The sequence below is a fragment of the Stenotrophomonas sp. STEN056 genome, from assembly GCF_056759635.1.
The window spans coordinates 61,349-75,557 of sequence record NZ_JBRRDL010000012.1 but is presented as its reverse complement, the minus strand read 5'-3'; the positions used below and the strand labels follow the sequence as shown (position 1 = coordinate 75,557).

Genomic DNA, 14,209 nt, shown 5'->3' with positions numbered 1-14,209 from the left:
AAACCGTGAACCCCAACCAAGCCACCCATCAACCCATTGTTTTTAAAAGCAAAAACATGCATCGCAAACGGATGTCCTCCACTATCTGAGCAGTGGCTTGATGCAGCGCAATAAGGTGGGGCGTAGAATGCGCGGTTTCCCTACATATCACGACTCGGAGTCAGCGCAATGAGCCTGAAGCTTGTCTCGCCGGGCAAGAACCCGCCGGAAGAAATCAACGTCATCGTCGAGATCCCGAAGGATTCGGAGCCGGTGAAGTACGAAATGGACAAGGACAGCGGCGCGATCTTCGTCGACCGTATCCTCTCCACGCCGATGCGCTACCCCTGCAACTACGGCTTCGTGCCGCAGACCCTGTGCGGCGATGGCGACCCGGCCGACGTGCTGGTGGTGCTGCCGCTGCCGCTGGTACCGGGCTCGGTGGTGCGTTGCCGTCCGGTCGGCGTGCTGAAGATGAGTGACGAAGCCGGCAGCGACGAGAAGATCCTCGCCGTTCCGGTGGCCAAGATCTTCAGCGGCTATGCCCATGTGGAAGACATCAACCAGGTGTCCAGCCACTGGCTGGAGCGCATTGGCCACTTCTTCGAGCACTACAAGGACCTGGAAAAGGGCAAGTGGGTCAAGATCGAAGGCTGGGGTGATGCTGCCGAAGCCAAGAAGATCCTGGTCGAAGCCCACCAGACGTTCCTTGCCACGCAGCAGGAAGGCTGATTCCCCGCTGCGGGGCGCCGCAAGCCGGCCGCCCGCAGCGACAGCGATCACGTTTCGCCTGCCCGGAACATGACCCGTTGCCAGCGATTAGCTACATTTACAGGTCGGTTATCCGGCCTGTAAATGTATGTGGGCGTGTGTTTTTCCAAGGGGAAAGTATCTTGCGAATCCTGTTAGTCGGCGGCGAAACCTGCCTGCCCGTCGAGCTTCTCCATTACATCGACGACCTCGGTGACGAATGGGAAGTGCAATCGGTACCTGACGGCAGCGCCGCCATCGTGGCGGTGGCCTCGGCCACGATTGATGCGGTCATTACCGCCCCCGCCCTGCCTGACCTCTCGCCTGTCACGCTGCTTGGCCAGATCCGTACCCTGCGTCCGGAAACCATCCGCATTGCATTGATTGATGCCGACAGCAGCCAGCGCGTGCCGTCGGCACGCATCATCGGCGTGGCCCACCGCTTCCTGCCGCTGCCGCTGGCACCGGAAGTACTGCTGGAGGCGCTCACCAGCCTGGAAGAACTGCGCGAGCTGCTGGACGGGCCGCGCCTGCGCACGGCCATCGGCCGCATCGAAAAACTGCCCTCGCCGCCGCATCTGTACCTGAGCCTGATGCACGCGCTGGAGGCCGATGAGGACAGCAACGCCGCCGACATCGCCAAGCTGGTCTCCACCGACCCAGCCATCGCCGCCAAGGTGCTGCAGCTGTCCAATTCGGCCTTTTTCAACAGTGGCCGCGCGATCTCCGACCTGCGTGGTGCGGTGACGCGACTGGGGCTGTCCACGCTGCGCGACCTCGTGCTGGCCAGCGAAGTGTTCGCCCTGCCCAACATGTCCGGCAGCGAGCGCAGCGCGCTGCAGTCGCGGGCACTGATGGCCTCGCGCCTGGCGGCCAAAATGCTGCCGGCCTCCAGTGCGGAGCTGGGCGCGACCGCGGCACTGCTGGCCGACATCGGCCTGCTGCTGGCAGGCGTGCGCGACGAGCGCCTGCCACTGGAAGCCGGCGACGAGCGTCCCGGCCACGCCGAAGCCGGCGCCTATCTGCTGGGCCTGTGGGGCCTGCCGATGCCAATCATCGAGGCGGTGGCCTTCCACCTGCAGCCGCAGCGTTCCAACGTGCGCAGCTTCTGGGTAGCCGGTGCCGTACACGTTGCCTGCGCACTGGCCTCCGGCCATGAGGTCAACGAGGACTATCTGGCGCGGGTGGGCGTGCTGCCCAAGCTGGCGCAATGGCGCGAAATGGCCGAGGACATGATGGGCATCAGCGTCGACGCCTGAGTTGCAATGACATCGATACAAATAAGACGGTCGCCTTGTGCGGCCGTTTTTTTTTGCGCGAACGCAGGCTGGTGGCGGCACGCCATACAACGAATATGTAGCGCAGCCATGCTGCCCGGAGACTTCTTCCAGGAATACAGCTGCCGAGCATGGCTCGGCACTACAGCTTGATCGCTCGATCACGCGGCGACGCACTTCAAAACATCCCGCCAAAGAAAAAGGGTGGGCCCGAAGGCCCACCCTTTGTCGTGTTGCACAGAACTTCGATGGATCAGAAGCGCTGGGTGTACTTCATGTAGATGAAGCGACCGATGTCGAAGCCGCCGTAGTACGGGAAGCTCGAGTTCGGTGCCGAGAACATGATCGGACCCTGGTGGTTGAACAGGTTGTTCGCACCCACGGCCACGGTTGCGTCCCACGGTGCCTTCCAGCTGACCTGCATGTCGTGGAAGGTGTTGGAACCAGTCTTGCGGATTGCATCGCGCTCGCCGTTGGCCATGTGATCCGGCTCAGTGCAAGGACGGTTGGTGACGCAGCTTTCCTTCATGCCCGAGTAGTAACGCGCGGTGTAGTTCACACCGAAATCGCCGTACGCCCAGTTGATGCCCACGTTGGAACGCACGCGGAACAGGCCGGCTTCGCCGACACGACCGATGGTGATGTTGTCACCGGCGCTGTTCTGACCCTGCTCGTCGTACTTGGACAGGTAGCTGGTCTGCCAATCGATGTTGAACTGACCGATGGCCAGCTCCGGCAGGCGGTACTTGACGCCCAGGTCATAACCTTCGGTTTCCATCTGGCCGAGGTTGGCCAGACCGTAGGTCATGGCACTGATGTGGCCGTCGGACGCACGGGTGACGCCGGCGCAACGTGCGGCATTACCCAGCACATAGCAGTCACGCAAGATACGGTCGACGCTGTCTTCGATGATCATGTCCTTGATCTCGTAGCGGTACCAATCCAGCGAGATGTCCAGACCCTGCACCCAGCGCGGGCTCCACACCAGACCAACGGTCTTGCTGGTGGAGGTTTCCGGGCTCAGGTTGGCGTTGGCACCGGAGATGAACTGGTCCGGGGTGGCGCACGGGTACGAAGTACACGGCTTCATGCTCTGGTCGAGCTGAGCGTAGCCCAGCGGTACACCCGCTGCGTTACAGGCCGCATTGCCGTTGACGCTGTTGGTTGCGCCGATGCCGCACGGATCGGTGTACGTCTCGAAGCTGCTGTTGATGCCGCCGTACAGGTTGTCGATCGTCGGAGCGCGGAAGCCCTCGGCATAGGTGCCGCGGACCAGCAGCTCGTCCATCGGACGCCAGACCATACCGAACTTCGAATTGAGGGTGTCACCGAAGTTGCTGTAGTCCGAGTAACGGCTGGCAACGTTGAAGCTCAGTTCCTTGGCGAACGGCATGTCAGCCAGCACCGGGATGTTCAGCTCCAGGTACACCTCGTCCAGGTCGTACTTGCCCGAGGTGGTGGTGGAACCCAGGCCCGTGCTCTGGCCCGACTGTGCGAATGCGTCCGGCACGAAACGGCCTTCTTCTTCGCGGTGTTCCACGCCCATGGCGAAGCCCAGGTCACCGGCCGGCAGGGTCACGATCGAACCTGCCAGGTTGGCGGTGAAACTGGTGGTCTTGGTGACGCCAGTGTCGGTGAACTGCGGGAACAGGAAGGCCTGCGTGGCCGGATCGGCCAGCGAGCCATGGCCTGCAACACCGTACGGCAGCAGCGGATTCCAGGGACGGCAATCAGACAGTGCGATCGGGTTGGCAACGGTACCGCACTGAGCAACACCGTCCTTGTTGAGGAACGATGCACCCAGGGCCTGCTCGGAAGCGATCAGGCTCATGTCGCCGTGGCCGGTCTTGGTGACTTCGTTGCGGTTCCACAGGGCACCAACGTCCCAATCAAAGGTACGACCGGCAAACTCGAAGTAGCCTTCCAGGCTCGGCGCAAAGCGCAGGGTCTTCAGCTTGCTTTCGGTGGTACGCGGCACTTCCCACAGGCGGCGACGGAAGGTCGTGTCACCTGCGTTCGGGTTGAACATGCTGTCAGCCGACAGCGGGGTGCCCATCGCGGTGGCCTGGTACGGGTAGCCAGCGATCTGCTGGTCCGTGGTGCGCTCGTTGTAGATGACGTCGGCATTGAAGGTGATCGAATCGGTCACATCGTAGTTGCCGTTGACATACAGCGACTTGCGCTCGATGCCGGTCTGCACGCCCATCTGCTGGTTGGCATTGACCGAGTCAGCATCGGTCTGCAGGCGGTAGTCGCTACGCTTGGTCGGGTCGCCGCCTTCCTTCAGGGTGTACCACAGCACGTCGTCATTGGAGACGTAGCCCGGCTCGCCCTTCTTGATGCCCGGGGTTGCGCACGGGTCACAGAACGAGCCCTTTTCGTTGATGGCGCTGGCGCCGGCACCCGGGTAGTTCGGGCCGGAATTGCCATGGGCGCTGAAGCTGCGGTCCTTTGCCCAGACCGGCTTGGCCTGGTAGTACTCGGCCGACATGGTGATGCCACCGCGCTCGCCTTCCGCACCCAGGGTCAGGGAGTACTGGGTGGTCTCGCCGTCGCCTTCGCCGTACTGGCCGACATAGGCGCTGACTTCAGCACCGTCGAAACGCTTACGGGTGATCACGTTGACCACGGCAGCAATCGCGTCCGAACCGTAGATGGCCGAAGCGCCATCCTTCAGGATTTCGATGCGCTCAACTGCGCCCATCGGGATCTGGCTCAGATCCTGCAGGCCCGCGGTGGTGGCACCCAGACGCTTGCCGTTCATCAGCACCAGGGTGCGCTGTGCGCCCAGGTTGCGGATGTCGACGTAGTAACCACCCACGTTCTCGCCCGAGGACAGCGACTGCGAACGCGAGATGGCCGGCGAACCAGCCGAAGTCAGGTTCTGCAGCACGTCGGCGACCGAGGTGAAGCCCTGCTTTTCCAGCGCTTCGCGGCTCAAGGTCAGGATCGGCTGCTGGGTTTCCATGTTCGCGCCACGAATGCGCGAGCCGGTGACTTCCAGGCGATCAAGAGTGGTGGCGCCGGCAGCGGCGTCCTGCGCCGAAGCAAAGGCCGGCGTCAGTGCCAGTGCGATGCCAGCCGGGAGCAGGCCCAGCCGCACAGCGGGAGTACGAAAATTCATCAATCTCTCCGATTACGTTAGTGGTGCGTTAAACACCCCTGAACGTTACGTTCACGCAGCGCCGATTGTTTTGCCCGAACCGCTCTTAAACTTTGCCGAATCTGGCTTCAGCGTTTCCGGCATGTCGCGGTAACGCGTTGCCGAAGTTCCAAAGCGGGCACGGAATGCACGGGCAAAACTGCAGCAATTGTCGAAGCCACTGGCCGAGGCAACTTCGCCGATCATCATGTCGGTATCGCGCAACAGCATCGCCGCACGCTCCAGGCGCAGGCGTGCCGACAATGACTGCGGGCTTTCTTCATACAGGCTCTGGAAGGTCTTGGACAGGTACCAGCTGGAGAAGTTGGTCAACTCCGCCAACTCACCAATGCGCACCACGCGATGGCTGTTGCCTTCCAGGTACATGCGCGCACGTTGCATGCGGCCGAATACCTGGCGCTTGCGCATGCGCGAGCGGCCCGGGCAACGCTGCACGGTGCCGGACAATTCCCGCTGCAGCGATGCCAGATGCAGCAACAGCGGGCGCAGCTGATGGATGCTGCTGCCCGGGCCCTGCGCTTCGCGCCACAGGCGCAGCGCCATGCGCGCCTCGGCCAGGCTCATGCGGCCACGGCCGGTGTAGACGCTGCAGTCCGCCACAGTGCCCAGCATGCGCAGCGCATCGGCATCCAGGCTGACGCCGATGCAGATGCCATCGCGGCCGGCCTGGATCAGCGGGCGCGACTCCTTCTCAAAGGCAATCCACTCACGCTGACGCAGGCGGAACTTGCCTTCCTTCGATTCGACCCAAGCCGTACCGCGCAGCTGCAGCCACACCGTGAACACCGTGCCCGAGGTCTGCAGGCTGCCCAGCCGTGCAACGCCCACGCAGTTGGGACGCGGGCCGTCTTCGGCCTTCTCGAACGAAACCGACTGCCCCCGATCGACCCAGGAAACCTGACGCATGACTACACCATCTCTTTGCCTTCAATGGGCGATGGTTTTGCCAAGTCTGGCCGGCAGCGTCAGGACGATCCTGCGAGATTGCTCCGAAAGATTCCGGAGAGCATTTACGAAAGAACTACGAAAGCGGTTTTTCCAGCCAGGGCAACCACTTGGCGACGCCGAACACTCTGCGGGGCGCACGCTTGGGCACCCGCATCAGCCCGATATCGGCACCGTCGGCGATCGTCAGCGCAACGAATGCGGCGCTGCCGTCAGGTGACAGGCTCATGCCATTGCCGGAACTGAACTGATTGTCGTCCAGACATTGGCTGCGGCCCTGGCCGGCGATGACGCTGAACTGCGTGGCACAGCCGCTGCCGATGTTCAGGTAACCCACCGTGCCGGTGCCGTCCACCGCCCAGGTGCGATAGCGCCAGCGTGTCGGTACTTCGGTATTCAGTGACTGCACGCTGTCGGCCGCCAGGTCCGGCTGGATCTGCCAAAGCCCGCCGCTGGCCAGCCGGGTGAACAGGACACGGTTGCCGGCACGGTCCAGACGCGCCTGCGACACACCTTCCAGCGATGCCAAGCGCTTCCAGGGTGTCTGCGCGCGGTCGAACAGGGTCAACGTCATCCGCTCATCTTCGCCGTGCTCCACCACCAGCAAGGTGCCCGGCCTGTCGCCGTAGATCGCCTGCAAGGGTTCGCGCACCGGCACCTCCAGCCGCTTCCAGCGCCCGTCTTCCGGCACCACTTCATAGATGCCGGGCAAACCGTCAGCATCCCGCCCGCTCACCAGCACGCTGCGCCCGTCCTGCGCCCAATCCATCGGCTGCCGGGCCTCCGGACGCAACCCATCCATCACCCGCAATGAATCCGGCTCGGCCAAGCGGCCCCACCACAGCGCAAAGGTGCCCGAGCGGTCCGAGGTAAAGACAAGCTGTGTCCCGTCCGGCGACACCATCGGCTGCGAATCCCGCCCGGAGGACGCGAACAAGCGCATGCGTGCACCGCCCTGCTCGGTCAGGGGAAGGCGAAACAGCCCGTACAGCGGCCGGTCGCGCATGAAGGCCAGATTGCCGCCACGACGGGACACCGCCGGGTTGCCGGCATCATCAATGCCCATGTCACGCAGCGTTCGCGTGGCTACATCCAGCCGATACAGGCGCGACTCACTGTCCACACGCCGGCCGAACACGATTTCATCGGTGTGCAGCCAACTCCAACCGCGGATCTCGGCTGCATCGTTGGTCAGGCGCTCGGCGTTGCCACCGTCGGCATTCATCACCCACAGGTCGCCCACCTGCGGGTTGCGCACGAAGCCAATCCTGCTGCCATCCGGCGAGTACTGTGGCGCGTAGTCGAAATCATCGCTGCCCATTTCATAGGACAGAGATGACCAACGCCCCGACGCCAGTTCAAGCGTGCGGATACCGCGGCTGGCATAGGCGCCCGTCATCGAACCGAACAGCAGGCTGCGACCATCGGGTGCCCAGCTGAAACTGAGCATGTCGGTGCCATCACAACGGGTGGCGCGACGTGCATCGCCGCCGGTCGCGGACACCAGCAACACTTCGCAGGCCGCGTGCGGACCGAAGCGGGCAAACGCAATCTGGCGCCCATCCGGTGACCAGACCGGGAAACGATCGGAGGCATCAGCCGGGGGAACGACCAGTGCCACCGGCGGCGTGCTGCCGGTGCTCTGCACCCACAGGGTCGAGCGCCCCTCCGCTTCCCTGGCAAATACCACCAGCGCACCGTCGGGTGACAGCGCGGGGTTGGTCTCGAACGACGCGCTGGACGTGATCAATCGGTAGGGACGCTCGGGGCTGCCGACCACGCGGGTGCCGCTGGTCTCCGCCGCATCGGCCGGTGCGCGCTCCCATAGCAGCCATGCCATCACCACCGTGCTCGCCAGCAACAGCAGGCCCACAGCCAGCAGCACATGACGGCGCAACTTGCGCTGTGCCGCGCGGGTCGCGCGCGCCGGATCGGCCGATGCCGCCGTATTCTCTGGCGCTGATGCGGCATCAGCCCCAGGTGCTTCGGCAGCAGCGCTCGCCGAGTCGGCATCGTCCCAGGCCACCGGCGCCAGCAATCGATAGCCTGTCCGGGCAATGGTCTCGATGTAGGCAGTGCCGTTGTCGCTGCCATCGGCAGCAGCAAACGCCTTGCGCAGCTGGGTAATGGCCTGGGTCAGTACATCGTTGGTCGGCATGGTGTCCGGCCACACATCCGCAAACAGTTCATCGCGCGTCACCACCTGGCCCGCACGACGCGCCAGCGCCACCAGCACGCCCACACTTTTCGGGGTAAGCCGCTGCACGTTGCGCGTGCCAGGACCGTGCACCTCACGCGAGGAAAGCAGTACCGCACATGCGCCGATGGTAAGCCGGTCAGCGTCCGGCTTCGGATTGTCGACTGTCTGCATTACGATCTAAAAAGAATGCAGGCAGGACACAACTCCGGTGTCATGCATGCCAAAAGACAAAGCGCCCAGTCGCCAGAATCAGCAAAATCCATCGGCGCAAAGAGCAAATATTCCATCTGGAACGGATATTACTCTATGAGAGTTGCCGGTGTGCTTACACCGGAAGACATCAGGCTCTCTCTCGCCGACGGAATACACATAATCGATACATGATTCGCGCCTTCGGGCGCGATTTTTTTATCTGGCGTTCAGTTTTTCGACGCTTTGTGGATGGTCAAACCCACCAGTCGCGACACCACCAGCGCCACGTACATAACCCCTGAAAACTGCTCCAGCATGACCAATGCGCGTGCTTGTGGGTGCACTGGCACGACGTCACTGAGACCGACGCCCGAGAGCAAACTGAAGCTCAGATAAAGCAACTCCATCCAGCTTCTGAAATCGCCTTCGCTGGTTGCCACGAAGCTGCCGGGATACCACTGCTGGCAAACTGAATATGCAAACGCAAAGGCCCATGCCAACAAGGTAAAGGACGCGCCCGCTGCAAACAGTTCGTCACGCGTGACCTTGTGATCCTGCAGCATGTAGGCAATCAGACTGCAGGCTGTATAGAAATACAGCAGGCACTCGAATATCTGCGCAGCCGTTGTCAATGACGGCTTGTCGAACAATGCACCGGCAACGGAGAAGATCACCGCAGGCACCGCCAGCAGCAGTGCGAGCCAGATCGTCAGCGGGCTGCGCCGCACCACCCACACCGCCAAGCCCAGCACGGCCATGCCGAACGCGCCAAACAGCGCGCGCCCGGCCGGCATGTGTTCCATGGCCGGGTACAACAACACGCCCAGCAATTGCACCGCCAACAACCAGGCCGAAGGGTGCCGTCGCGCCTGCGCGATCCACCTCAAGCGTGATGCCATGCCGATGTTTCCTCGTGCCCCTGCGGTGCGTACGGAATTGGCAGAATGCGCTGCCGCTGCTTAGCGCGGCGAACCCGCCGCACGGTACGGGTATTGATCAAATATCGCCGCCACCGCCGCATCGATCTGCGCATTGCGCTTTTCCTGCGTGGCACGACCCACCGTCCCTACTGCCACGCCTTCCCACACCAGGCGCTTCTGTCGCACATCCACCACATCGACGTTGAGCGTGCCTTCGGTGTACTGATGCACATCGGTACGATCACGCCAATACGGCACGGCCATATAACTGCGCGCGCGGTAGCTGTAGTAATAGTCGTAGTCCACTTCCGGCATCGTGGTGACGCGCGTCTTGTCCTGCAGGTAGGCGTTGAGGTTGATCCACAGGTCGGGATTGGCCTCGTCATGGACATAACCACGCGCCAGCATCTGCGTGCGCACCGCATCGCGGATGCGATTGCTGGTGATGGTGGTATAGCCGCTCTGCTCCAGCGCCAGCGGCGTGTAGAACGCAAAACTGCGATAACGCGAAAACTCACCATTGGGATCAACCTGGCTGCTCACCCGCGGCGTACTGGCACAGGCGCCCAGCAGCAGCAATGCACCCAGGATCACAAGACGGAACATGGTATGAAGCTTCATGGCAATACCCCCGGTCTGGACTGGCAAAACGCTACCACGCCGGTGCAGGGACCGGCGTGTATAGGCCCGCGGTTATGTGAGCGGCCCGCGCCAGGGAAGCCGCAGGCCGCCGGAATCAGGCATCGGCCAGCGGCCGTAATGTGCTTCCCGTTGCGCAGGCTGCTCCTGCGGAAGCGCGCAGGGCAGCCCCACGGGATGCCCGGGCCTTACCCGGCCCGGTAGACCTCCGCGCCCTGCTCCCGGAACTGGGCTGACTTCTCCGCCATGCCTGCGGCCAGTGCGCCGGCTTCATCCACGCCCTGCTCCGCTGCGTAGTCACGCACGTCCTGGGTGATCTTCATCGAGCAGAAGTGCGGCCCGCACATCGAACAGAAGTGCGCCAGCTTGTGCGCGTCCTTGGGCAGGGTTTCGTCGTGGAATTCCTTGGCTTTCTCCGGATCCAGCCCGAGATGAAACTGGTCTTCCCAGCGGAACTCGAAGCGTGCCTTGCTCAAGGCGTTGTCACGCACCTGCGCGCCGGGGTGGCCCTTGGCCAGGTCCGCCGCATGCGCGGCGATCTTGTAGGCCATGATGCCGTCGCGCACATCCTGGCGGTTGGGCAGGCCCAGGTGTTCCTTTGGCGTCACGTAACAGAGCATCGCCGTGCCGTACCAGCCGATCATCGCCGCGCCGATGGCGCTGGTAATGTGGTCGTAGCCCGGTGCGATGTCGGTGGTCAGCGGCCCCAGCGTGTAGAACGGGGCTTCGCCGCATTCTTCCAGCTGCTTTTCCATGTTCTGCTTGATCAGGTGCATCGGCACATGGCCGGGCCCTTCAATGATGGTCTGCACATCATGCTTCCACGCGACCTTGGTCAGCTCACCCAGTGCTTCCAGTTCGCCGAACTGCGCCGCGTCATTGGCATCGGCAATGCACCCCGGACGCAGACCATCGCCGAGACTGAAGGACACGTCGTAGGCCTTCATGATGTCGCAGATGTCTTCAAAGTGTGTGTAGAGGAAGTTCTCCTTGTGGTGCGCCAGGCACCACTTGGCCATGATCGAACCACCACGCGAGACAATGCCGGTCACGCGCTTGGCGGTGAGCGGCACGTGCCGCAGCAACACGCCGGCGTGGATGGTGAAGTAGTCCACGCCCTGCTCGGCCTGCTCAATCAGCGTGTCGCGGAATATCTCCCAGGTCAGTTCCTCGGCGCGGCCATCCACCTTTTCCAGTGCCTGGTAGATCGGCACCGTGCCAATCGGCACCGGCGAGTTGCGGATGATCCACTCGCGGGTTTCATGGATGTGCTTGCCGGTGGACAGGTCCATCACCGTGTCACCGCCCCAGCGGATCGACCACACCAGCTTCTCCACTTCCTCGGCAATGCCCGAGGACACCGCGCTGTTGCCGATGTTGGCGTTGATCTTGGTCAGGAAGTTGCGGCCGATGATCATCGGCTCGCTTTCCGGGTGGTTGATATTGTTGGGCAGCACCGCGCGGCCGCGTGCGATTTCATCGCGCACGAATTCCGGCGTGATGATCTTCTGGATGTTGGCGCCGAAGCTCTGCCCCGGATGCTGCGCCAGCAGGCCGGCATCGCGCACCGCTTCGAGGCGCTGGTTCTCGCGGATGGCGACAAACTCCATTTCCGGAGTGACGATGCCGCGCCGCGCGTAATGCATCTGCGTGACATTGGCGCCGCCAATGGCCCGCCGCGGCAGCATCCGCCCCGGGAAGCGCACCGCATCAAGCCGGGCATTGTCCTCACGCGAGCGGCCAAACGCCGAACTCAAGCCCGTCAGTTGCTCAGTGTCGCCACGTTCTTCAATCCAGCGCGCGCGCAACGGTGCCAGGCCGGCGGCCAGGTCGATGCTGGCGTTCGGGTCGGTGTACGGGCCGGAGGTGTCGTATACGGTGATCGGCGGATTTTCTTCGCCACCAAACAGGGTGGGCGTGCGCGTCTGCACGATCTCGCGCATCGGCACCTGCAGGTCCTCGCGCGAACCCGTTACGAAAATCTTGTGCGAGCCGGGAATCGGCCGCGTCACGGATTCGGATAGTTGCTGGGCCTGCTGCTGCAGGCTGGGCTGTGCGTTCATCGGCATTCGTCCTGGTCAATCCACACGGGGTGCAAGGGCCATGCGCGTAGCGGCATGGCGGAACGAAGCGAAGGCGCACGCTGCGCAGCGTTGGCCCGGTATGGGCACTACTGGCAGCACACAAAGCTTCCCTACGCCGGTATGAGCCGGATCAGGTTCTAAGGGTATGTCTCAACCACGGCCCTCAAGCCGCGGTACCCCCGCTTCGGGCGGCATTAAACCACAAAGCGACGACAGCGGCATGGCGCCGTGCGTCGGCCTTGCTAACGGAACCGTGACATTCCGTTCAGTAATATCCCTGCCCAGCGTGGTGCTGGTACGGGGGTTGACCAGCCAACAGCGCGCGTCCCGTCCCTTTCCTGCCCGGCCACATGCACGCCGGCCGTCCTGCAACCCGTCCTCTGTAGATTGCGGTTCTGCGCTTCCAGGCTCGCTCCCTTCATTCAACCTTTTGACCGGAGAAGCTCCTCCATGGTGTTTCGTGTTTCCATTGCGCTGGTCGCACTGCTGGTATTGATTGCCGGCATCGCGCCTGGTCCCTTCAACGATGTGGTGCAGACCGCGCTGGCCGAGGTGGTGCGCGGCGCCGGTTGGCTGTATCTGCTGATCGTGTTCCTGACCTTGACCTTCCTGCTGTATCTGGCGTTCGGCCGCTTTGGCAACCTGCGTATCGGCGGTGAAGATGCCGAGCCGGATTTCTCCCGCGCCAGCTGGCTGTCGATGCTGTTTGCCGCCGGCATGGGCATCGGCCTGGTGTTCTGGGGCGCGGCCGAGCCGATATCGCACCTGGTCACCCCGCCGGAAGGCCTGCAGCCGCAGAGCATGGACGCCGCGCGTGCATCCATGCGCTATGCGTTCTTCCATTGGGGCCTGCACCCGTGGGCGATCTATGCGCTGATTGGTCTGGCAATGGCCTGGTTCCAGTACAACCGCAATGGCCGCGGCTTGATCAGTGACATGCTGCAGCCGGTCATCGGCCACCATCATCGCGGTGCGTTCGGCAAGGTGGTGAACATCGCCGCAGTCGTTGCCACGGCCATCGGCGTTGCAACGACGCTGGGCTTTGGCACCATCCAGATCGCGGCCGGCCTGCAGCGCGTGTTCGGCATCACCGCCGGCGTGCCGCTGCAGATGACCGTCATCGCGGTGGCGTTCGTGCTCTACATGATCTCCACCAGCAGCGGCGTGGAGCGCGGCATCAAGTGGCTGTCCAACTTCAACCTTGCACTGGCGGCATTGCTGCTGGCGGCAATCCTGGTGCTGGGGCCAACCGGCTTCATCTTTGACACCTTCACCACCACGCTGGGTTCCTACCTCAACCAGCTGGTGACGATGAGCCTGCGCATGTCGCCGTTCAGCGGCAGCACCTGGGTCGCGGACTGGACCATTTTCTACTGGGCGTGGTGGATTGCCTGGGCGCCGTTCGTGGGCTCTTTCATTGCCCGGGTATCACGCGGCCGCAGCGTGCGTGAGTTCGTGGTGGGCGTGGTGCTGGCGCCCACCCTGCTCGGCTTCCTGTGGTTCTCGGTATTCGGCGGCACCGCGCTGTGGTCGCAGCTGTTCGGCCATGTCGATCTGGTGCAGGCCCTGGGCAACGGCTACGAGACGGTGTTGTTCACCATGTTCGACAGCCTGCCGGCACCCTTGTTGCTGTCGATCCTGGCGCTGGTGCTGCTGGCCATTTTCTTCGTGACCTCGGCCGACTCCGCGGTGCTGGTGCTCGCCAGCATGTCCACCGATGAAGCCGGCGATCCGCCGCTGTCACGCAAGCTGGTATGGGGCGTGGCCGTGGCGCTCATCGCCGCGGTGCTGCTGTTGGCCGGCGGGCTGGAGGCGCTGCAGGGCATGATCACCATCGCGGCATTGCCCTTCGCCCTGTTGATGCTGCTGGTGATGGTGTCGCTGTACCGGGTGCTGGATGCGGAATACAACCGCCAGCGCCGCCTTGCGCAGCGCACGCGCCACATCATCGAGGCATGGATCGAACGCGAGCAGGCCGCGCAGGAGGAAGCGCGGCTGGAAGCTGAGCGGGTGGGTCGCGTTGATCAGTAGCGTAGGCGCTGTTGGGATTTAAACCGGGA

General features: G+C 63.2%; 9 protein-coding genes and 1 riboswitch. Of the genes, 3 read left to right on the top strand and 6 right to left on the bottom strand.

Going from position 1 to position 14,209, the window contains the following annotated elements; all coding sequences use genetic code 11:
* The first annotated feature begins 168 nt into the window (after positions 1-168).
* Entirely contained in the window at positions 169-711 is a 543-nt protein-coding gene (gene ppa / locus ACVOLO_RS08865) for an inorganic diphosphatase (protein ID WP_481569880.1), read from the top strand.
* A 161-nt stretch (positions 712-872) separates the two neighbouring features.
* Positions 873-1,988 (top strand): HDOD domain-containing protein, encoded by a 1,116-nt coding sequence (locus ACVOLO_RS08860; protein WP_481569879.1) that lies wholly within the window; start codon positions 873-875, stop codon positions 1,986-1,988.
* A gap of 271 nt (positions 1,989-2,259) precedes the next feature.
* On the opposite strand, the gene ACVOLO_RS08855 is transcribed toward ACVOLO_RS08860, so the two are convergent.
* The 6 genes from ACVOLO_RS08855 to thiC form a co-directional block, all read right to left on the bottom strand.
* On the bottom strand, positions 2,260-5,130 hold the full coding sequence (locus tag ACVOLO_RS08855; protein ID WP_481569878.1) for a TonB-dependent receptor domain-containing protein: 2,871 nt from the start codon (positions 5,128-5,130) through the stop codon (positions 2,260-2,262).
* Between the two features lie 51 nt (positions 5,131-5,181).
* Positions 5,182-6,075, bottom strand: coding sequence for a helix-turn-helix domain-containing protein (locus ACVOLO_RS08850; RefSeq protein WP_481569877.1), 894 nt, complete (start codon positions 6,073-6,075; stop codon positions 5,182-5,184).
* A 115-nt stretch (positions 6,076-6,190) separates the two neighbouring features.
* Complete coding sequence (locus ACVOLO_RS08845; protein WP_481569876.1) at positions 6,191-8,485, bottom strand: winged helix-turn-helix domain-containing protein; 2,295 nt, start codon at positions 8,483-8,485, stop codon at positions 6,191-6,193.
* Positions 8,486-8,733: 248 nt separating this feature from the next.
* Positions 8,734-9,405: an ion channel gene (locus tag ACVOLO_RS08840; protein ID WP_481569875.1), complete on the bottom strand. Its 672-nt coding sequence runs from the start codon at positions 9,403-9,405 to the stop codon at positions 8,734-8,736.
* Between the two features lie 60 nt (positions 9,406-9,465).
* A complete protein-coding gene (locus ACVOLO_RS08835) occupies positions 9,466-10,047 on the bottom strand; it encodes a DUF4136 domain-containing protein (RefSeq protein ID WP_481569874.1) in 582 nt (193 codons plus the stop codon).
* A gap of 206 nt (positions 10,048-10,253) precedes the next feature.
* Entirely contained in the window at positions 10,254-12,128 is a 1,875-nt protein-coding gene (thiC, locus tag ACVOLO_RS08830) for a phosphomethylpyrimidine synthase ThiC (protein WP_481569873.1), read from the bottom strand.
* 110 nt (positions 12,129-12,238) lie between these two features.
* Positions 12,239-12,340: riboswitch (TPP riboswitch) on the bottom strand.
* A 259-nt stretch (positions 12,341-12,599) separates the two neighbouring features.
* Here thiC and ACVOLO_RS08825 point away from each other — a divergent pair.
* Positions 12,600-14,180: a BCCT family transporter gene (locus ACVOLO_RS08825; protein WP_481569872.1), complete on the top strand. Its 1,581-nt coding sequence runs from the start codon at positions 12,600-12,602 to the stop codon at positions 14,178-14,180.
* The last annotated feature ends 29 nt before the right edge of the window (positions 14,181-14,209 follow it).

What these genes read in the sequence shown, in the direction of transcription:
- ppa (WP_481569880.1), top strand. Translation starts at nt 169, where the DNA reads ATGAGCCTGAAGCTTGTCTCGCCGGGCAAGAACCCGCCGGAAGAAATC.
- ACVOLO_RS08855 (WP_481569878.1), bottom strand. Translation starts at nt 5,130, where the DNA reads ATGAATTTTCGTACTCCCGCTGTGCGGCTGGGCCTGCTCCCGGCTGGC.
- ACVOLO_RS08850 (WP_481569877.1), bottom strand. Translation starts at nt 6,075, where the DNA reads ATGCGTCAGGTTTCCTGGGTCGATCGGGGGCAGTCGGTTTCGTTCGAG.
- ACVOLO_RS08845 (WP_481569876.1), bottom strand. Translation starts at nt 8,485, where the DNA reads ATGCAGACAGTCGACAATCCGAAGCCGGACGCTGACCGGCTTACCATC.
- ACVOLO_RS08840 (WP_481569875.1), bottom strand. Translation starts at nt 9,405, where the DNA reads ATGGCATCACGCTTGAGGTGGATCGCGCAGGCGCGACGGCACCCTTCG.
- ACVOLO_RS08835 (WP_481569874.1), bottom strand. Translation starts at nt 10,047, where the DNA reads ATGAAGCTTCATACCATGTTCCGTCTTGTGATCCTGGGTGCATTGCTG.
- thiC (WP_481569873.1), bottom strand. Translation starts at nt 12,128, where the DNA reads ATGAACGCACAGCCCAGCCTGCAGCAGCAGGCCCAGCAACTATCCGAA.
- ACVOLO_RS08825 (WP_481569872.1), top strand. Translation starts at nt 12,600, where the DNA reads ATGGTGTTTCGTGTTTCCATTGCGCTGGTCGCACTGCTGGTATTGATT.